Annotated in this window: 16 protein-coding genes, 2 tRNA genes and 1 pseudogene; 15 read left to right on the forward strand and 4 right to left on the reverse strand. The window is 60.7% G+C overall.

Annotation, left to right across the window (positions count from 1 at the left end; all coding sequences use genetic code 11):
• The first annotated feature begins 149 nt into the window (after positions 1-149).
• The 8 genes and pseudogenes from L6D80_RS08890 (at position 150) to L6D80_RS08920 (ending at position 7,714) form a co-directional block, all read left to right on the forward strand.
• A complete protein-coding gene (locus L6D80_RS08890; RefSeq protein WP_176516693.1) occupies positions 150-1,337 on the forward strand; it encodes an ATP phosphoribosyltransferase regulatory subunit in 1,188 nt (395 codons plus the stop codon).
• Between the two features lie 56 nt (positions 1,338-1,393).
• Positions 1,394-2,686 (forward strand): adenylosuccinate synthase, encoded by a 1,293-nt coding sequence (locus L6D80_RS08895; RefSeq protein WP_054900226.1) that lies wholly within the window; start codon positions 1,394-1,396, stop codon positions 2,684-2,686.
• Between the two features lie 1,009 nt (positions 2,687-3,695).
• Positions 3,696-3,908: pseudogene (locus L6D80_RS30525) on the forward strand (methyl-accepting chemotaxis protein); the annotation flags it as partial.
• A gap of 201 nt (positions 3,909-4,109) precedes the next feature.
• On the forward strand, positions 4,110-4,814 hold the full coding sequence (locus L6D80_RS30530; protein ID WP_414706530.1) for a methyl-accepting chemotaxis protein: 705 nt from the start codon (positions 4,110-4,112) through the stop codon (positions 4,812-4,814).
• Positions 4,815-5,334: 520 nt separating this feature from the next.
• Positions 5,335-5,823 (forward strand): Hcp family type VI secretion system effector, encoded by a 489-nt coding sequence (locus L6D80_RS08905; RefSeq protein WP_176516691.1) that lies wholly within the window; start codon positions 5,335-5,337, stop codon positions 5,821-5,823.
• Positions 5,824-5,832: 9 nt separating this feature from the next.
• Positions 5,833-6,807, forward strand: coding sequence for a hypothetical protein (locus tag L6D80_RS08910; protein WP_176516688.1), 975 nt, complete (start codon positions 5,833-5,835; stop codon positions 6,805-6,807).
• Positions 6,804-7,181, forward strand: a complete 378-nt coding sequence (locus tag L6D80_RS08915) for a hypothetical protein (RefSeq protein WP_176516686.1) — start codon at positions 6,804-6,806, stop codon at positions 7,179-7,181. The genes L6D80_RS08910 and L6D80_RS08915 overlap by 4 nt, the downstream gene beginning before the upstream one ends.
• Positions 7,182-7,408: 227 nt before the next feature.
• Positions 7,409-7,714, forward strand: coding sequence for a hypothetical protein (locus L6D80_RS08920; protein WP_176516684.1), 306 nt, complete (start codon positions 7,409-7,411; stop codon positions 7,712-7,714).
• A 73-nt stretch (positions 7,715-7,787) separates the two neighbouring features.
• On the opposite strand, the gene L6D80_RS08925 is transcribed toward L6D80_RS08920, so the two are convergent.
• From L6D80_RS08925 to L6D80_RS08940, 4 genes are all read right to left on the reverse strand, one after another.
• Entirely contained in the window at positions 7,788-9,353 is a 1,566-nt protein-coding gene (locus L6D80_RS08925; protein ID WP_054900223.1) for an ABC transporter permease, read from the reverse strand.
• On the reverse strand, positions 9,353-10,366 hold the full coding sequence (locus tag L6D80_RS08930; protein WP_054900222.1) for an extracellular solute-binding protein: 1,014 nt from the start codon (positions 10,364-10,366) through the stop codon (positions 9,353-9,355). The genes L6D80_RS08925 and L6D80_RS08930 overlap by 1 nt, the downstream gene beginning before the upstream one ends.
• A gap of 184 nt (positions 10,367-10,550) precedes the next feature.
• Positions 10,551-10,637, reverse strand: a tRNA-Leu gene (locus L6D80_RS08935).
• An 87-nt stretch (positions 10,638-10,724) separates the two neighbouring features.
• A tRNA-Leu gene (locus L6D80_RS08940) sits at positions 10,725-10,811 on the reverse strand.
• A gap of 271 nt (positions 10,812-11,082) precedes the next feature.
• Between L6D80_RS08940 and rnr the strand changes: the two genes are divergently transcribed.
• The 7 genes from rnr to dnaB all read left to right on the forward strand — a co-directional run bounded on the left by rnr (position 11,083) and on the right by dnaB (position 18,210).
• The gene (rnr, locus tag L6D80_RS08945) at positions 11,083-13,662 is read left to right on the forward strand and encodes a ribonuclease R (RefSeq protein ID WP_176516682.1); all 2,580 of its coding nucleotides are present in this window, start codon (positions 11,083-11,085) and stop codon (positions 13,660-13,662) included.
• Positions 13,659-14,405 carry a 23S rRNA (guanosine(2251)-2'-O)-methyltransferase RlmB gene (rlmB, locus tag L6D80_RS08950; RefSeq protein WP_054900220.1) on the forward strand — a complete coding sequence of 249 codons (747 nt, stop codon included), beginning with the start codon at positions 13,659-13,661 and terminating at the stop codon, positions 14,403-14,405. The genes rnr and rlmB overlap by 4 nt, the downstream gene beginning before the upstream one ends.
• A gap of 246 nt (positions 14,406-14,651) precedes the next feature.
• Complete coding sequence (gene rpsF, locus L6D80_RS08955) at positions 14,652-15,077, forward strand: 30S ribosomal protein S6 (RefSeq protein WP_003249557.1); 426 nt, start codon at positions 14,652-14,654, stop codon at positions 15,075-15,077.
• Positions 15,078-15,105: 28 nt separating this feature from the next.
• Positions 15,106-15,336, forward strand: a complete 231-nt coding sequence (rpsR, locus tag L6D80_RS08960; protein WP_003249563.1) for a 30S ribosomal protein S18 — start codon at positions 15,106-15,108, stop codon at positions 15,334-15,336.
• A 33-nt stretch (positions 15,337-15,369) separates the two neighbouring features.
• Positions 15,370-16,233 (forward strand): YybS family protein, encoded by an 864-nt coding sequence (locus tag L6D80_RS08965; protein WP_176516680.1) that lies wholly within the window; start codon positions 15,370-15,372, stop codon positions 16,231-16,233.
• A 20-nt stretch (positions 16,234-16,253) separates the two neighbouring features.
• A complete protein-coding gene (gene rplI, locus L6D80_RS08970; RefSeq protein ID WP_008101037.1) occupies positions 16,254-16,700 on the forward strand; it encodes a 50S ribosomal protein L9 in 447 nt (148 codons plus the stop codon).
• Positions 16,701-16,812: 112 nt separating this feature from the next.
• On the forward strand, positions 16,813-18,210 hold the full coding sequence (dnaB, locus tag L6D80_RS08975) for a replicative DNA helicase (protein ID WP_054900381.1): 1,398 nt from the start codon (positions 16,813-16,815) through the stop codon (positions 18,208-18,210).
• The last annotated feature ends 698 nt before the right edge of the window (positions 18,211-18,908 follow it).

Genomic DNA, 18,908 nt, shown 5'->3' on the forward strand with positions numbered 1-18,908 from the left:
GACGGTTTGGTCAGGTCGCAAGGCAATTCGAGGGTATTGGGTACGGTGGTAGCGCTGGGATCAGTGCTGCCCGCTGCTGTGCGCCAATGCCTGCTTTACTGACGGCTCGCCTGCTGGCAAGCCGCCCGGACCAGAGGGGAAATGGCGTAATGGCAACGGTAGACCGCTGGCTGCTGCCAGATGGCATCGAGGAAGTACTGCCACCTGAGGCTGCGCGCATCGAGATCGCGCGCCGTCAGGTGTTGGACCTGTTCCAGAGTTGGGGTTACGAACTGGTCGTCACCCCGCATATCGAGTACCTGGAGTCGCTGTTGACCGGCGCTGGCCAGGACCTGGATCAGCGCACCTTCAAGGTGGTCGACCCGCAGTCCGGCCGCCTGATGGGCTTCCGTGCCGACTTCACCCCGCAGGTGGCGCGAATCGACGCCCACACCCTGCGCCGTGAAGGCCCGAGCCGCCTGTGCTATGCCGGCAGCGTGCTGCACGCCCAGCCGCGTGCCCTGTCCACCTCGCGCAGCCCCATCCAACTGGGTGCCGAGCTGTACGGCGACGCTAGCCCGACCAGTGATGTCGAAGTCATCAGCCTGATGCTCGCCACCCTGCAACTGACCGATGTCGCCGATGTGCACATGGACCTCGGACACGTTGGTATTTACCGTGGCCTGGCGCGTGCCGCTGGCCTGTCGGGTGCGGTCGAGCAGCAGTTGTTCGACGCCCTGCAGCGCAAGTCGGTCGATGAAGTGCAGGCACTGACCGCAGACCTGCCGAAGGACCTGGGCAACATGCTGCGCGCCCTGGTCGAGTTGTGCGGTGGCCGCGAAGTGCTGGCTGAAGCCCGTGTGCGCCTGGGCCGTGCCCCGGCCAGCGTGCTGGCGGCGCTGGACGACCTGTTGGCGATCGCCGATCGGCTGGCCTCGCGCTACCCGCAACTGCCGTTGTACTTCGACCTCGGCGAGCTGCGTGGCTACAACTATCACACCGGCGTGGTGTTCGCCGTATTCGTTCCGGGCGAGGGTCAATCGATCGCCCAGGGCGGTCGCTACGACGACATCGGTGCCGACTTTGGCCGGGCACGCCCGGCCACCGGTTTCTCCACGGATTTGAAGACCCTGGTCACACTGGGGCGAGCGGAGGTCGTATTGCCAACTGGCGGCATCTGGATGCCTGACAGTGGCGACGCGGCCCTCTGGCAGCAGGTCTGCCAGTTGCGCACCGAGGGCCAGCGTGTGGTCCAGGCCCTGCCTGGCCAGCCGTTGAGTGCTGCTCTCGAGGCGGATTGTGATCGGCAATTGATTCAGCAAGACGGGCGCTGGCAGGTTCTGCCGCTGACCCAATGAGTTTCTGCGTCGGCAGTAGGCCGGCAACCAAGTTTGCGTGAATGAGGACCAATGTAATGGGTAAGAATGTCGTCGTCCTGGGCACCCAGTGGGGTGATGAGGGCAAAGGCAAGATCGTTGATCTGCTGACCGAACATGCTGCCGCCGTAGTGCGCTACCAGGGTGGCCACAATGCGGGCCACACCCTGGTGATCAACGGTGAAAAAACCGTTCTGCACCTGATTCCGTCCGGCATCCTGCGTGAAGGCGTACAGTGCCTGATCGGCAACGGCGTGGTCGTTGCTCCGGATGCCCTGATGCGTGAAATCACCAAGCTGGAAGAGAAGGGCGTACCGGTGCGCGAGCGCCTGCGCATCAGCCCGGCTGCTCCGCTGATCCTGTCGTACCACGTGGCCCTGGACCAGGCCCGCGAGAAGGCCCGTGGCGAAGCCAAGATCGGCACCACCGGCCGTGGTATCGGCCCAGCCTACGAAGACAAGGTTGCACGCCGTGGCCTGCGCGTTGGCGACCTGTTCCACCGTGAGCGTTTTGCCGCCAAGCTGGGTGAGCTGCTGGACTACCACAACTTCCAGTTGGTGAACTACTACAAAGAGCCGGCCATCGACTTCCAGCAGACCCTGGACGAGTGCATGGCCTACGCCGAGCAGCTCAAGCCGATGATGCTCGACGTCACCGCCGAGCTGCACAACCTGCGTCGCGCCGGCAAGGACATCATGTTCGAAGGTGCCCAGGGCTCGCTGCTGGACATCGACCACGGCACCTACCCGTACGTCACCAGCTCCAACACCACTGCCGGTGGTATCTCCACCGGTTCCGGCGTTGGCCCGATGTACCTGGATTACATCCTGGGTATCACCAAGGCCTACACCACTCGCGTAGGTTCCGGTCCGTTCCCGACCGAGCTGTTCGACGAGACCGGTGCCACCCTGGCCAAACGTGGCCACGAGTTCGGCTCCACCACTGGCCGTGCCCGTCGTTGCGGCTGGTTCGATGCCGTCATCCTGCGTCGCGCCATCGACGTCAACAGCATCTCGGGCATCTGCCTGACCAAGCTGGACGTGCTGGACGGCCTCGAGACCATCAACATCTGCGTTGGCTACAAGAACGAGAACGGCGCCGTCATCGACGCACCGTCCGATGCCGACAGCTACATCGGCCTGGAGCCGGTGTACGAAGAGATGCCAGGCTGGAGCGAGTCGACCCTGGGTGCCAAGACCCTGGAAGAGCTGCCACAAGCTGCGCGCGCTTACATCAAGCGCATCGAGGAGCTGACAGGCGCGCCGATCGACATCATCTCCACCGGCCCGGACCGCAACGAGACCATCGTGCTGCGTCATCCGTTCGCCTGATCTGCCCTCGAGGCTGATCTGACGCCGCGGCCCTGAAAGGGGTCGCGGCGTTTTTGTTTATGGGCAGTCCTGTTCAGGAAGGTACTGCTAGACCTTGGCGTTTATCCCTGCTGTGCTCGGCACAACCCTTGCTGTAAGAAGTTTCTGTAGATGCCATCAAAATAGTGGCGCCAGAAAGCACGAGGGTTTCACCGTGTCTGCCATCCTCTCACTGTTACGAAGCCGCCTGTTACGGCCTGTGTTTGTTGCCCTTGGTATCGCCCTTTTGGTGCAGGTGCTGGTTGCCGTTGCGCTGACCCGAAGCACGGTCACCGCCCTTGAGGCCGACTTGGGCGAGCGCCTGGGCAATGACAGCCGCAAGCTTGCCGGCGAGCTGGACCAGGCAGGGCAAGATGTGCGCACAAGCCTTGAGGGGCTGTCCAGCAGCACCCGCCAGCGCCTAAGCGCAGGCCTGTCCGAGCGCTTGCACAGTGAGCAGCAACAACTGCGCACAACGCTGGAAAAGAACCTGAAGGACTCGGCCAACGACATGGCCGAATTGCTGGCTTCGGTTGCCCCGCGGGCGATCTGGGACAACGACGTGCCGATGCTCTCCGACTTCGCCCGCCGCGCCCAGCGCAACCCGAACGTCTTGTTCGTGATCTATGACGACGCCCAGGGCCAGCACCTGACCCGTTACCTGAACCGGCAGAATCCGATCAACCAGGCCTTGATCGAAAAAGGCCAGGGCGAACGTGCCTTGGACAAGGTGCTCGAGGCTGCCCGCCGCGACCCTTCGGTGTATTTCGTCGAAGCGTCGATCAGCCCCAATGGTGCCGAAATCGGCAAGGTCTTGATGGGTGTGTCTACCGCTGGAGTCGATCAGGAGCTCAAGGCGCTGGATCAGCGCTTCAACGCCTTGATCGCCAGTGGCGAACAGCTGGTAGGCGACAGCCTTGGGGCTGCCGCGGCTGACAGCGGCAAGGCCCTGCGTGAGCGCCTGGAAGCGGCGCAGAGCAGCGCCACGGCCATGCAGTCCAACACCGCCGCGACCGTGCGCGATGCCGCCGACGAACTGCGCTGGCGCATTGGCCTGGGGCTGGTGGTGGTTGGCCTGGGCGTTTTGCTGGTGGTGGCGCTGGTGCTCGGCCGTCGCGTGCTCAGCAAGCTACGTCTGCTGATTGCTGCGCTCAATGACCTGGCTGCTGGCGAAGGCGATTTGACCAAGCGCGTCAACCTCGACAGCCGTGACGAGATCGGCGACATGGCCTCGGCGGTCAACCGCTTCGTCGACAAGCTGCAGCCGATTGTCCGCGAGGCGGGCGAAGTGGCGCAGCGTACGGGCGTTGAGATTGGCACCATGGCACAGCGCAATGCCGGCGCCGATGCTGCCGCCGCACTGCAACGCGATGAAGTGGCTGCCAGCCTGCGCGACCTGTCGAGCATGGCCGATGAGGCTCAGGCGGAAAGCCATGCCATGCAGGCGGCGCTGCAGCAGGTGGTGGACATCCGTCAGGCGACCGATGAGAACAGCCGGGCTTCGACGCAACTGGCAGGCCTGATCGAGAACCTTGCAGGGCAGGTCGATACGGGGTCCCAGGTGATCGAGCGGCTGGCCAAGCAGAGTGAACAGATAGAAGTGGTGCTGACGGTGATTCACGGTATTGCCGAGCAGACCAATCTGCTGGCGCTAAACGCTGCCATTGAGGCCGCGCGTGCCGGCGAAACGGGGCGTGGGTTTGCCGTGGTGGCCGACGAGGTGCGGGCGCTGGCGAGCAAGACGCAAAGCTCCACCGGCGACATCCAGGCACACATTGCAGCCTTGCAGAAGGGCGCCAAGGAGGCCGTGACAACCATTGGTCAGGCGGGCCTGAAGGCCAGCGAAGGCCTGTTGGTGCTGCGCGATAACGAGCGTCGCCAGCAGTCGGTGCAGGCGGCGGTGGAGCAGGTGCATGCCGCGATTGGCCTGGCCACCCGGGCGGCAGAGCAGCAGGCGCAGGGCGCGCAGGCGGTACGCGGGCGGGTGCAGAACATCCATGCCCAGGCCGAACGTTCGGCTGAAGTGGTCATGCAGACCACCGCCAGCAGTAAGGTCCTCGACGACCTGGCCGCGCAGCTGCGCGCCAGCCTGGGCCAGTTCAGGGCCTGATACGTCAAGGTGCTGGAGTGATCCCTTTGGGGGATCATCCAGCCCTTTGGAGTACGCTGTCGTGCAGAGAGCTGAGTCCGTAAGCGGTCCGCGAACCTCTGGAGGCAACGGTCTTGCTCAAAAGCTAAGAGCTAGCGCGATCTCTGTGGGAATGGGCTTGCCCCGCTAACATGGGCCAAAGCCCGTGCCATCCACAACCATTGGCCCACGGTTTGATTGTGCAAGGATGCTGCGCAGCACAGCCTGCCAATCAACCCCTGTCCCGAGGCACTGCGAAGCGGCCAGTACCGCCAAACATTTTCGTACTCGCGCCAGGCGACTTTATCACCATGTTTGTAGGTGATTTCCGAATTTAACCCACTTCGCCCCGCTACCATTGCGCCGCCGATCCCATGGAACTAGGGTGAGTCGGATCCTGAGCACTACAGCGAATGCCCCGCTTATCTCCAGGAGCAACCCAAAAAAGACGATGTCCGAACATCGTCCCGATCAGCCCGATTTTTACCAAGGAGAGGTAAACATGGCTTTCGACGCCTACATCCAGATCGATGAAATCGCTGGCGAAGCGCTGGACGAGCAATTCACCAACTGGATCGAGATCCTGGGCTACAAATTCGGTGCCAACCAAAGCACCTCCGCTACCGCCAGTTCCGCCGGCGGCGCTTCTTCAGGTCGTACCACCCTAACCAACTTCACCTTCACCAAGTACCTCGACAGCGCAAGCTGCAAACTGCTTGAAGCGAGCTGTGCAGGCCAGCACTTCAAGGAAGTGAAGCTCGTGGTGTGCCGCGCCAGTACCGACAAGCTCAAGTACTACGAAGTCGTGCTCGAAGAAGTGATTATTGCCGACTATGCCCAGAGCGCCAGTTCCGGTGTGCCGATGGAGGTAGTACAGCTCAACTACGGACGGATCAAAACCACCTACACGCGGCAGAAGCGCCTCGACGGCAGTGCCGGTGGAAACGTGACGGGTGGATGGGACCGTATCAATAACAAGAAGTATGCGTGAGGTGCGACCATGTCCGAGGCACGCAGCTTCATTAATTCGCACGCGCAGTCGTATGAGTCTCTGAAGGCCGACACCCCGATGTCGGCCAATCAGCGAGCCAAATTCGATGTACTGAATGCTCATATCGCCAATGGCGTAGTTGTTGGTGGGGAGCTGGTGATTGTGGGCGACCCGAATACACCGTCATGTACGAGTCATGAAGCATTTTTGATGGCGAAGGCGGCGGGGATACACCACCAGCTTGAAATCAATGGCGCAGGCGTAGATGATTTTTTTCTGGATAACTACGAGATGTTGAAAAGCTTGCTCGCCCATGCGTCGATGGGGGTGGGAGCTGTGAGCGATGGGTGGCACAGGCACCTTGAGGCAATCAAGAGAACGTTGGAAGAAATTGAGATATTACATCGGGACTATTTGAAAAGCGGGACGCTGAAAGCACGCGACGAATTTTATGCTAAGAGGATGGTATTGTTCGTCAGGTTGGAAGAGCAGTTGAACAAAATGGCTGCTTACGGTTCAGGGCTGCGCAATAAAGGCGCGATGAAAAGAACTCTGGAGATTTCCACCAAGAGCTACCTTCATGCAGGTGAAATTGCTGGGTATGCGGAGAAAGTTGCTGGGGTTTCGAAAGCAGCAAATTTGATAAAGTCGGGTACTTACATCGGCTTGGGGCTCGACGTAGCTTCAACAGGTTTGAGTATCCATCATGCCTGTACATTCGGACGTCCAGAAGACTGCAGGAAGGCCAGGTATGTGGAGGGCGGCTCTCTGCTTGGTAGTACGGGGGGATCGTTCGCTGGAGGGGCGATTGGTGGGCCTCTAGGTGGAGCAGGGTGTGTAATGTTCCTCGGGATAGCGACAGGCGGCCCGGGGGCCCTCGCGTGCACTGTGATCGGAGGTGCTATTGGTGGCGCTGCAGGCGGTTGGGTCGTGGGAGATCTCGGCGAGATGTTAGGTGAGTTGTTGTATGAGGTAACTCAATGAATGACTTCGACCTCAGATGGTTAGGCTTTCCTTTGATGATGGCCATGTTCGTAGTGATGGCTGTATGGATATATGTTTCGGTTCGCTATGTGAATTACATAGAGTCGTTGCTTTCCAATAGTTCGATGGTTTCGGGCAACAAGAGGATTTTTGGCCATGCGGGCTTGCTGGGTAAAATAATGCGTACCGGTTCAGTATCTCTTTTATTATCAATGCGGGCGCTTTGTGTTCGTAAGGGAGTGCTGGATGTTGAAGATGTGAAAAAATTTCCTGAACGATTGCGGTGTATGCTTGTTGGGTTATGGTTTTTTCAAGCTGCTATTTTTTTGTCACTCCTTGCGCTTTGGGGATGGTTGCGATTGGTAGGCAATTGATCTTGGAAATGTTAATAGTCCGTAAGGTTGTGTTGCTAGCGGTCCAGGCTGCCCGGACCCTTTTTCAAGTCTTGTTGAAATACATGTGCGTAGTTAGTAGATAAACCAGCAGCCCCGACACCACAATCAGCAGCAGCGCATAGCGCACCGCCGCCGCAAACTCGACAAAATGGCCGCGTGCGGATCAGGTTGCAGCGCTAGACACTGAGAACTAATGTGGATCGGGCTTGAAGGCTCTCGGCAAACGTCGCCGCTTACTTCAGGATCGGCTTGAGTCTTTGCTTTCAAACTGCAAAATGGTTATCGAAAACAAGGCTATCTATCATCAAGAAAGTCTGATCGGTAAGGTGGTTCGGGTTTGGGCGATATCAGTTATGTTGTTCATGCCTAGACTTTACGCTTGGAAAGGCTTGGTGGATTTGGATGAGGTAAGAACAGTCCCGCTCAAGCTGAAAACTCTACTTTTGATTGTATGTCCGACATTTTTTGGGCTGTTTGGTGTTTTGGTGAGTATGCGCTCTTGGCTGCATTAATAGATTGCTACGGCGATTAGTATTTAATGTGCCTTGTCGAAAACCCAGGCTGGTCACCAGCCTGGGCGAGCACTCAGGCTTTATTCAAATACATCCGCGTGGTCAGCAAATACACCGGCAACCCCGACACCACGATCAACAACGCCGCATAGGGCGCCGCCGCCGCAAACTCGACGTTGGCCGTATGCGCCCAGACTTCGGTTGCGAGGGTGGTCATACCCGTCGGGCTGAGCAGCAGGGTTGCGGTCAGCTCCTTCATGGCATCAAGGAACACCAGCGCAAACGCCGCCGCCAGCGCCGGGAAGATGATCGGCAAGGTTACCCGGCAGAACGCCGCAAAGCTGCTGGCTCCCAAGGTACGGGCCGCTTCTTCGAGGGTTGGCGATGCCTTGTTCAGTGCAGTGCGTACCGGCGCTTGTGCCAGTGGCAGGAACAGCAGCGCATATGCCAGCAGCAAAAGTGCGGTGGTCTGGTACAGCGCCGGCACGTAGTGCAGCGAGAACACCACCAGGGTCAGCGCGATCACCAGGCCGGGCAGGGCGTGCAGCAGGTACGGCAGGCGCTCGGCCCAGATCGCCAGGCGGCCTTTGTAGCGCACCACCAGGAAGCTGACCGGTAGTGCCAGCAGCACGCAGAAGCCTGCGCCACCCAGCGACACCGACAGCGAAGTCAGTAGTGCCTTACTGATCGCCGCCACCGGGAAGGCGGCTGACGAACCCACGCTCAGCCAATAACCCAGCATGGCCAGAGGAATGCCGCTGCCGAGAATCGCCAGGCCCAGGCAGAACAGTTGCGCCAACGGCATCCAGCCACGCAGGCGCACGGGCTGCCCACGGCGTGCCACGCCCTGGCCGATACGTACATGGCGGGCCTTGCCGCGCACGCGCATTTCCAGCCAGAGCATGGTCAGGCACATCGCCAACAGCACCGCCGACAGCATGGCGGCGTTGGCGTTGCTAAATTCCAGTTCGAACTGCTGGTAGATTGCCGTGGTGAAGGTCTGCAGGCCAAGGATCGACAGAGCGCCGAACTCCACCAGCATGTGCAGGGCGATCAGCAATGCGCCACCCAGCATCGACGGCCACAGCAGCGGCAGGGTGACCTTGGTGAATACGCCCCATCGGCTGCAGCCCAGCGTACGTGCCGACTCTTCAAGCGAAGTGTCGAGGTTACGCAGGGTGGCAGCTACCGGCAGGAATATCAGCGGGTACTTGGACAGCGCCATGACCAAGATCGCGCCGCCCAGTCCTTCGAAATCCGAGCTCAGCGACACCCAGGTGAAGCTGCTGACGAACGACGGCACGGCAAAGGGCAGGCACAGCACCACGCCCCACAGCCGGCGGCCCGGCAGGTTGCTGCGTTCCAGCAACCAGGCCAGGGCCAGGCCAACGACCATGCATGCCAGCGTCACGCCGACCATCAGCATCAGGGTATTGCGCATCAAGCCCCAGACGAACGGGCGCCAAAGCAGGTGCAGGGCTTCGCGCCAGCCGGCCTCCCAGGCTTTCATGGCGACGTACAGCAGCGGCAGCAGGCTCATCGCCACCAGAAACAGCACAGGCAGCACCACCCAAATGGAGGGGCGCTTGCGGCGCGGTACGAAGCGTACCGGCACCGGCTCGGACAGGGCAGCAGTCATCAGAGCAGGCCGACCTCGCGTTCAAGCTCCAGCGCTTCCTCGGCATTGCCCAGGTCGGCCGGGGAAATCTTCGGCGGGCGCAGCTCTTCGAATGGCTTAAGGCCACGGTCAGAGACCATACCCTTGTGCAGCGGGTACTCGGCGGTGGTCTGGGTAATCACGCGCTGGCCTTCTTCACTGGCCATCCAGTTGAGCAGGGCTTGGGCTTGCTTCGGATGTTTGCTGGCCTTGACCGCCGCGGCGCCGGAGATCGTCACCAGGCCACCGGCATCGCCATCGGCCAGGTAATACAGTTTGGAATCCAGTTTGCCGCGCTCGCGCTCCAGGGCGTACCAGTAGTAGTTGTTCACCAGTACGGCGGCGACTTCGCCTTTCTCCACGGCCTTTAGTGCGACCATGTTGTTGGTGTAGGTCTTGCCGAAGGCTTTGAGGCCGGTGAGCCACTCTTCGGCAGCGTCACGCCCGTGCATCTTGAGGATGGCCACGGCTTGTTCCTGGAAGGCGCCACTGGTAGGCACGAAGCCGACCTTGCCATCCCACTCGGGGTCAGCGAAGTCCATGACCGATTGCGGCAGGTCTTTCTCGTCGATCTTCTTCGGGTTGAACACCACGACGCGGGTGCGGGCGGTGACGCCCATCCATGTGCCGTTGGCCGCGACGTATTCCTTGGGCAGCATGTTCAGCGTGGCGTCATCGATCTTTGCCAGCAGGCCCAGCTCACCCAGGTTGTTCAGCGGTGGGGACTCTTCGGTATAGATGATGTCGGCCGGCGAGCGGTCGCCTTCCTCGATGATCTGGCTGGCCAGCTGGTTGCTGCTGCCCTTGCGGATATTGATGTGGATGCCGGTCTTGGCCTCGTAGGCCTTGGCGATGGCTTCGCCGATTTCCTTGTGCTGACCGTTGTACATGGTCAGGGTGACCGGGTCGTCTGCCATGGCGGCCGGAGCGCCGATCACCAGGCTCAGAACAGCGGCGGCCAGGGTGCGCATCAGCGGTTGCGGACGGATCGTCATGCGGGTACTTCCTCGCTTACGGCTACATATTTGGAAACAATGGTAAACGAAATCGTTTCTCAAGTGGCCGGGTGAGGAGAAATTCATGGGCAGACCATTGTCGAGGCGTCTGGCCATGGCGGGGAGGGCACCGCAAAAATTGCAGGCAAGAAAAAACCCACTAGCAAGCTAGTGGGTTTTTGTATGGTGCCCAGGAGAAGACTCGAACTTCCACGACCGTTAAGTCACTGATACCTGAAACCAGCGCGTCTACCAATTCCGCCACCTGGGCAAAGCTTTACATCATCTGGTGAAGGCGACTATCGTTCGCTTCACACAGTAGTAACAGATCCTTGGTCATCTATTACTTGAAAATACTTGGTGCCCAGGAGAAGACTCGAACTTCCACGGCCGTTAAGCCACTGATACCTGAAACCAGCGCGTCTACCAATTCCGCCACCTGGGCACACATTCGAGACTACAAGATGCTTTACAGCGCCCTTCATCTCTACTACAACTTCGGGGTTGTCCGTCGTTGTGGTGCGCACTATACGGACGCTCCCGAGGGCTGTAAAGCCCCCAACCCAAAAAAAATTCAAAAAATTCAACTTGTTGATTCCACACGCCTATTGCTGCTTGCCGGACATGCTGCTGGGGCTGTCCAAGCCTGACATTTCCGGTTTCAATAGGCCTATGCCAGAATTCATATCTATATACCCCAAGGTGAACCCCTTCTGATGGCCGATTGGCAATCCCTCGATCCCGAGGCCGCTCGCGAAGCGGAAAAATACGAAAACCCTATCCCCAGCCGTGAGCTGATCCTGCAGCGCCTCGCCGACCGTGGCGAACCGGCCGCACGCGAGGAGCTGGCGGCCGAGTTCGGTCTTTATGAAGAAGACCAGATCGAAGCCCTGCGCCGTCGCCTGCGGGCCATGGAGCGTGACGGCCAGCTTATCTATACCCGGCGCGGCACCTATGCCCCGGTAGACAAGCTGGACCTGATCTGCGGCCGTGTCTCTGGCCACCGCGATGGTTTTGGCTTCCTTATCCCTGACGACGGCAGTGACGACCTGTTCCTCAGCCCCTCGCAGATGCGCCTGGTGTTTGATGGCGACCGCGCCTTGGCCCGTGTTTCCGGGGTCGACCGCCGTGGCCGCCGTGAAGGTGTGCTGGTCGAAGTCATCTCACGTGCCCACGAAAGCGTGGTCGGCCGCTACTTCGAAGAAGGTGGCATCGGCTATGTGACGCCGGACAACCCGAAGATCCAGCAGGAAGTGCTGGTGACCGCTGGTCGTAACGGCGGGGCCAAGATCGGTCAGTTCGTCGAGATCAAGATCACCCACTGGCCAACCCCGCGCTTCCAGCCCCAGGGCGATGTGGTCGAAGTGATCGGCAATTACATGGCGCCGGGCATGGAGATCGACGTTGCCCTGCGCAGCTATGACATCCCCCACGTCTGGCCCAAGGACGTGATCAAGGAAGCGCGCAAGTTCCGCTCTGAAGTCGAGGAGAAGGACAAGGAAAAGCGTATTGACCTGCGCCATCTGCCGTTCGTCACCATCGACGGCGAGGACGCCCGCGACTTCGACGACGCCGTCTATTGCGAGCCGCTGGGCAAGCTGCGCCTGTTCTCCGGTGGTTGGCGCCTGTATGTGGCCATTGCCGACGTGTCCAGCTATGTGCGCCTGGGCTCGGCCCTGGATGTCGAGGCTCAGCAGCGCGGCAACTCGGTGTACTTCCCCGAGCGTGTGGTGCCGATGCTCCCTGAGGAGCTGTCCAACGGCCTGTGCTCGCTGAACCCGCATGTCGATCGCCTGGCCATGGTCTGCGAAATGACCATCAACAAGGCCGGCCAGATGGTCGACTACCAGTTCTACGAAGGGGTGATCCATTCCCATGCCCGCCTGACCTACAACAAGGTCAGCAGCATGCTCGAGCATGCCCGCACCCGTGAAGGCAAGGCACTGCGCGAGGAGTACAACGAGGTCCTGCCGGACCTGAAAAACTTGTACAACCTCTACAAGGTGCTGGTGGATGCCCGTCATGCCCGTGGTGCCATCGACTTCGAAACGCAGGAAACCCGCATCATTTTTGGCGACGACCGCAAGATCGCGGAAATCCGCCCGACCGTGCGCAACGATGCCCACAAACTGATCGAGGAATGCATGCTGGCGGCCAACGTCGCCACCGCCGAATTCCTGCACAAGCACGGTGTGCCAGCCCTGTACCGCGTGCACGACGGCCCGCCGCCGGAGCGCCTGGAAAAACTGCGCGCCTTCCTCGGTGAGCTGGGCTTGACCCTGCACAAGGGCAAGGACCCGTCGCCGAAGGACTACCAGGCCCTGTTGGCAAGCATTGCCGAGCGCCCGGACTTCCACCTGATCCAGACGGTGATGCTGCGCTCCCTGAGCCAGGCGGTGTACAGCACCGACAACAACGGCCACTTCGGCCTGAACTACGAGGCCTACACCCACTTCACCTCGCCGATCCGTCGTTACCCCGACCTGCTGGTGCACCGCGCCATCCGCAGCATCATCCGGTCCAAGGTCGATACCCCGCACGTCAAGCGTGCCGGCGCCATGAGCATCCCCAAGGCGCGCATCTATCCGTACGACGTGAACACCCTCGACCAGCTCGGCGAACAGTGCTCGATGACCGAGCGCCGTGCCGACGAGGCCACCCGCGACGTGGTCAACTGGCTCAAGTGCGAGTACATGAAGGACCGCGTGGGCGAGACCTTCCCGGGTGTGATCACTGCGGTGACCGGTTTTGGCCTGTTCGTCGAACTGACCGATATTTATGTGGAAGGCCTGGTGCACGTCAGTGCGCTGCCCGGTGACTACTACCACTTCGACCCCGTGCACCACCGCCTGTCGGGTGAGCGTACCGGGCGCAGCTTCCGCCTGGGCGATACCATCGAGGTCAAGGTCATGCGGGTCGACCTCGACGAACGCAAGATCGACTTCGAGGTGTCCGAGCAGCAGCTTGCCGCCCCGGTCGGCCGCAAGGGGCGTGGTGCGGCGCCGGCCACCGAGAAAGGTGAGCAGCCGCCTGTGGTCGAGGCCAAGGCCACGCCCAAGCCACGCAGCCGCAAGAGCGAAACCGCCGAGGCGTACTTCCCGAAAGACGCCGTGCAGCGTAACGCTGAAGTGCGCAAAAGCCGCGAGATGAAAAAGGCGCTGATGAGCGAGGCGCGCACTGGCGGGCATTCCAGCAGCAAGTCGGACAAAGGCGGCAAGGCGTCCGGCAAACCGACCAAGCACCGTAAAGGCCCGCCGAAATCCGGCGCGCCACGTAAAAGCAAGAGCAAGTCATGAGTCAGTTGGAAAAGATCTACGGCGTGCACGCCGTGCAGGCGCTGTTGCAGCACCATCCTAAGCGGGTCAAGCAGATCTGGCTGTCGGAAGGGCGCAGCGAGCCGCGCATCCAGGCGTTGCTGGCACTGGCGGCAGAAAACCGCATAGCGGTAGGCCAGGCCGAGCGCCGTGAGCTGGATGCCTGGGTCGAAGGTGTGCACCAGGGCGTGGTTGCCGAGGTCAGCCCCAGCCAGGTATGGGGCGAGCTGATGCTCGAGGAACTGCTCGAGCGCACCGAAACCCCGCCGCTGATCCTGGTGCTGGACGGTGTTACCGACCCGCACAACCTGGGTGCCTGCCTGCGCACCGCCGATGCCGCAGGTGCCACGGCGGTGGTGGTGCCCAAGGACAAGTCGGCCACCCTGACGCCGGTCGTGCGCAAGGTGGCCTGTGGTGCGGCGGAAGTGATTCCGCTGGTGGCCGTGACCAACCTTGCTCGCACCCTGGAAAAACTCCAGCAGCGCGGCCTGTGGGTGGTCGGCACCGCCGGCGAGGCCGAGCAGGAAATCTACCAGCAGGACCTGACCGGGCCACTGGTGATGATCATGGGTGCAGAAGGCAAGGGCATGCGCCGGCTGACCCGCGAGCACTGTGATTTCCTGGTCAAGTTGCCGATGTCCGGTAGTGTCAGCAGCCTGAACGTGTCGGTGGCGACAGGGGTTTGCCTGTTCGAGGCAGTGCGCCAGCGTCAGGCCAAGCGCTGACCTTTCGCGTGTAGCGGGCCTGTCGCCGGCTTGCCGCCGACGGGGCCCGCCCAGGTATTAAAGTGTTTCCGGCTGTTCAAATAATCGCCAATCACCTTGCTTGTCAGGCACGCCTTCTCTACAATTGCGCCCCTTGCCGAGCTGGCAGGCGCTGATGTGCCTCCCCTCCATGGCAAGACATACAGTGTCATTCACTCCTTGTCTGACCAGATTCGCTGGCAGACTACTAACCCGTAAGGAGCATTCATGCGTCATTACGAAATCATCTTCCTGGTTCACCCGGACCAGAGCGAGCAAGTCGGCGGCATGGTTGAGCGTTACACCAAGCTGATCGAAGAAGATGGTGGCAAAATCCACCGCCTGGAAGACTGGGGCCGTCGTCAACTGGCCTACGCAATCAACAATGTTCACAAGGCTCACTACGTGATGCTGAACGTTGAGTGCACCGGCAAGGCCCTGGCCGAGCTGGAAGACAACTTCCGCTACAACGATGCCGTGATCCGTAACCTCGTCATCCGTCGCGACGAAGCCGTAACCGGTCAGTCCGAGATGCTGAAGGCCGAAGAGAACCGCAGCGAGCGCCGTGAGCGTCGTGAGCGTCCTGAGCATGCTGACTCCGCCGAAGGCGATGACAGCAATGACAGCGACTCCAGCGATAACGCTGACGAGTAATCCACGGACCTTTTGAGGAGCCTATTACATGGCACGTTTCTTCCGTCGTCGTAAATTCTGCCGCTTCACTGCTGAAGACGTGAAAGAGATCGACTTCAAAGATCTCAACACCCTGAAAGCTTACGTATCCGAAACCGGCAAGATCGTTCCAAGCCGTATCACCGGTACCAAAGCTCGTTATCAGCGTCAGCTGGCTACCGCTATCAAGCGCGCCCGCTTCCTGGCCCTGCTGCCCTACACCGACAGCCACGGCCGCTGAGACCGGGTCGTCGACAAGTAGTAAGGGATAAGCATGCGAGCGTTGGCTGATTTCATCATGCGCGGTCGTGTGCAGGCCACCCTGGTGGTGGTCGTGAGTGCAGTGTTACCGCTGCTGTTCTGGTTGAGTGCCGCTGCCGGGAGCCTCGTGCTTCTGCGGCGCGGGTTCAAGGACGCTTCAATGGTTATCGCCATCGGCCTTTTGCCGGCGGTGGTGATCTGGAGCTTTGGCGATCCGAGCACCTTGCTGGTGCTGTTGGGAACGCTGGGGCTGGCCGCCTTGCTGCGTGCCGGGCATTCCTGGAGCCGGGTGTTGTTGTCCAGTGTTGTGTTGGGGTTGGTCTACAGCCTCATCCTGGACGCGGTGCTGCGCGACACCTTCGAGGTGCTGGCAAAGGCGCTTTCCGAAGCGCTGCCGCAGGTCGAAGGCAAGCCGGTAATCCCCGGTGAGCTGATCGGCCCTGTGCTGGTTGCTTCCACAGCGGTAATGCTGCAGTTGTTCAGCGTGCTGGCGTTGATGCTGGCGCGTTATTGGCAGGCTGCGTTGTACAACCCTGGAGGCTTCGGTCGCGAGTTTCGTGAACTGAAGTTGCCGCGGGTGGTCATGCTGGTCCTGGTTGCCGCGATGGTGTTGGGCCCGTTCATCGGTCCGCAGTTCATCGTCCTGGCGTCAGCGTCCAGCCTGGTGCTCGTCCTGGCCGGCATCGCCTTGATGCATGGGCTGGTGGCCCAGGGCCGACTGGCCGGGTTCTGGCTGGTGGGCATGTACGTGACGTTGCCGCTGATCATGCAGCTGATTTATCCGTTACTCGTGGTTTTGGCCATTGTCGACAGCCTGATTGATTTTCGCGGTCGCAAGTCCCCTGAGGGGAATGACTCCGCGAACGGTGAAGGTTAAAAGTTAAGAGGTTTTACCAAATGGAACTGATCCTGCTGGAAAAAGTCGCCAACCTGGGCAACCTGGGCGACAAAGTAAAGGTTAAGGCTGGTTACGGCCGTAACTTCCTGCTGCCATTCGGCAAGGCCACCGTTGCCAACGCCGCCAACCTGGCTGCGTTCGAAGAGCGTCGCGCCGAGCTGGAAAAAGCAGCTGCTGACCGTAAAGCTTCGGCTGAAAGCCGTGCTGCCCAACTGGCCGAGCTGGAAGTGACCATCACTGCCACCGCTGGCGACGAAGGCAAGCTGTTCGGTTCGATCGGCACCCACGACATCGCTGACGCCCTGACCGCCTCCGGCGTTGAAGTGGCCAAGGCTGAAGTTCGTCTGCCGAACGGCACCATCCGTCAAGTTGGCGAATACGACGTAGCCGTGCACCTGCACAGCGACGTTGAAGCCACCGTACGTGTGGTCGTCGTAGCTGCCTAAGCTGCGCTGACTGGCTAGCCCCTGGCGGGCTTGCCGGTTAACATCGGGCACGTCCTGTTCTTTACAGGCCGTGCCCTTTGTCTTTTTCATCCTCCAGAATTCTTTCGTGGCCATGAACGAGATCACCAATCCCGAACAGCTAGACCTGCAGACTGCTGCCCTCAAGGTGCCGCCGCACTCCATCGAGGCCGAACAGGCCGTGCTGGGTGGCCTGATGCTGGACAACAACGCCTGGGAGCGAGTGCTGGACCAGGTTTCGGACGGTGATTTCTATCGGCATGACCACCGCCTGATCTTCCGTGCCGTGCACAAGCTGGCCGATGCCAACCAGCCGTTCGACGTTGTCACCCTGCACGAGCAACTGGACAAGGAAGGCCTGTCGAGCCAGGTCGGCGGCCTGGCCTACCTGGCCGAGCTGGCCAAGAACACCCCGTCGGTGGCCAACATCAAGGCCTACGCTGCGATCATTCGTGAGCGTGCGACCCTGCGCCAGCTGATCAGCATCAGTACCGACATCGCCGACAACGCCTTCAACCCGCAAGGGCGCAACGCCGAAGAGATCCTCGACGATGCCGAACGGCAGATCTTCCAGATCGCCGAGGCACGGCCGAAAACCGGTGGCCCGGTGGGTGTCAACGAACTGTTGACCATGGCCATCGATCGCATCGACACGCTGTTCAACTCCGATAGCGACATCACCGGTGTTTCCACCGGCTTCACCGACCTGGACGAGAAAACCAGTGGCTTGCAGGCCGCTGACCTGGTCATCGTCGCTGGCCGTCCGTCGATGGGCAAGACCACATTCGCCATGAACCTGGTGGAAAACGCCGTGCTGCGGACCGACAAGGCGGTGCTGGTGTTCTCCCTCGAGATGCCAGGCGAATCGCTGATCATGCGTATGCTCTCGTCCTTGGGCCGTATCGACCAGACCAAGGTGCGTTCCGGCCAATTGGACGACGACGACTGGCCGCGCCTGACCTCGGCGGTCAATCTGCTCAACGACCGCAAGCTATTCATCGACGATACCGCCGGTATCAGCCCTTCGGAGATGCGCGCACGTACCCGTCGCCTGGCCCGTGAGCACGGCGAAATCGCCATGATCATGGTCGACTACCTGCAGCTGATGCAGATTCCTGGGTCGGCCGGTGACAACCGGACCAACGAGATTTCCGAGATTTCCCGCTCCCTCAAGGCCCTGGCCAAGGAATTCAACTGCCCGGTCATCGCCCTGTCGCAGCTGAACCGCTCGCTGGAACAGCGCCCCAACAAACGCCCGGTGAACTCCGACTTGCGTGAATCGGGTGCAATCGAGCAGGACGCCGACGTGATCATGTTCGTGTACCGGGACGAGGTGTACCACCCGGAGACCGAGCACAAGGGCGTGGCGGAAATCATCATCGGTAAACAGCGTAACGGCCCCATCGGCTTCGTACGCCTGGCGTTTATCGGTAAGTACACTCGCTTCGAGAACCTTGCGCCGGGGATGTACAACTTCGACGATGACGAGTAACGGCCGTTCTCATTACGCTGCGCATAACTTGCTGCGTTAGCAGGGACCCTGTGGGAGCGGCTTCAGCCGCGGAATCCACCGCGGTGGCTGGCATCGGCTACGCCGGTATTCGCGGCTAAAGTCACTCCCACAGGATCACCACAACTTTCAGGCTTGCACAGTACCTGTGGGAGCGGGCTTGCCCCGCGAAAGGGCCGGCCCAAGTTTCAGAGAACTTTCAGGGGATTGAACAATGACAAGAGAAGACACTGACTCACTGTCACAAAGAAGGTGCTGATGGATGATGCTGAGTTGGGGATGAAGCAGTGAGGGCTTGGCTTCAGGTTGCATGAAGGCTGCCAGGTGTTCGCCGCAGCGGTTTCAGCGCCTATGAGATCGAGCGCCGCCCGCGCGGCGCTTCGCGGGGCAAGCCCGCTCCTACCGTCTGTTTCGGGCCAGTCACTTCTGTGGGGGCATCGCTGACCGCCTCGTTTGATCCCTTTGATATCGGCTGCGCCGCTGCTGTTTCTCAATCTCCAGCCATGCACCCGGGGGTGCGCGGCCCGAAACAGACAGTGGGAGCGGGCTTGCCCCGCGAAGCGCCGCGCGGGCGGCGCTCGGTCTCACAGGCGCTGAAAGTGTTGTGGCGAACACCGGGCAACCCCACCACACCCCTCAAGCCAACAACCCACCAATCCCCACGAAGACAGTCGGATTTG

The sequence above is a fragment of the Pseudomonas ceruminis genome, from assembly GCF_021602025.1.
Classification (GTDB): domain Bacteria; phylum Pseudomonadota; class Gammaproteobacteria; order Pseudomonadales; family Pseudomonadaceae; genus Aquipseudomonas; species Aquipseudomonas ceruminis.

Coding starts and splice junctions, on each gene's coding strand:
- L6D80_RS08890 (WP_176516693.1), top strand. CDS start 150: ATGGCAACGGTAGACCGCTGGCTGCTGCCAGATGGCATCGAGGAAGTA.
- L6D80_RS08895 (WP_054900226.1), top strand. CDS start 1,394: ATGGGTAAGAATGTCGTCGTCCTGGGCACCCAGTGGGGTGATGAGGGC.
- L6D80_RS30530 (WP_414706530.1), top strand. CDS start 4,110: ATGGCCGATGAGGCTCAGGCGGAAAGCCATGCCATGCAGGCGGCGCTG.
- L6D80_RS08905 (WP_176516691.1), top strand. CDS start 5,335: ATGGCTTTCGACGCCTACATCCAGATCGATGAAATCGCTGGCGAAGCG.
- L6D80_RS08910 (WP_176516688.1), top strand. CDS start 5,833: ATGTCCGAGGCACGCAGCTTCATTAATTCGCACGCGCAGTCGTATGAG.
- L6D80_RS08915 (WP_176516686.1), top strand. CDS start 6,804: ATGAATGACTTCGACCTCAGATGGTTAGGCTTTCCTTTGATGATGGCC.
- L6D80_RS08925 (WP_054900223.1), bottom strand. CDS start 9,353: ATGACTGCTGCCCTGTCCGAGCCGGTGCCGGTACGCTTCGTACCGCGC.
- L6D80_RS08930 (WP_054900222.1), bottom strand. CDS start 10,366: ATGACGATCCGTCCGCAACCGCTGATGCGCACCCTGGCCGCCGCTGTT.
- rnr (WP_176516682.1), top strand. CDS start 11,083: ATGGCCGATTGGCAATCCCTCGATCCCGAGGCCGCTCGCGAAGCGGAA.
- rlmB (WP_054900220.1), top strand. CDS start 13,659: ATGAGTCAGTTGGAAAAGATCTACGGCGTGCACGCCGTGCAGGCGCTG.
- rpsF (WP_003249557.1), top strand. CDS start 14,652: ATGCGTCATTACGAAATCATCTTCCTGGTTCACCCGGACCAGAGCGAG.
- rpsR (WP_003249563.1), top strand. CDS start 15,106: ATGGCACGTTTCTTCCGTCGTCGTAAATTCTGCCGCTTCACTGCTGAA.
- L6D80_RS08965 (WP_176516680.1), top strand. CDS start 15,370: ATGCGAGCGTTGGCTGATTTCATCATGCGCGGTCGTGTGCAGGCCACC.
- rplI (WP_008101037.1), top strand. CDS start 16,254: ATGGAACTGATCCTGCTGGAAAAAGTCGCCAACCTGGGCAACCTGGGC.
- dnaB (WP_054900381.1), top strand. CDS start 16,813: ATGAACGAGATCACCAATCCCGAACAGCTAGACCTGCAGACTGCTGCC.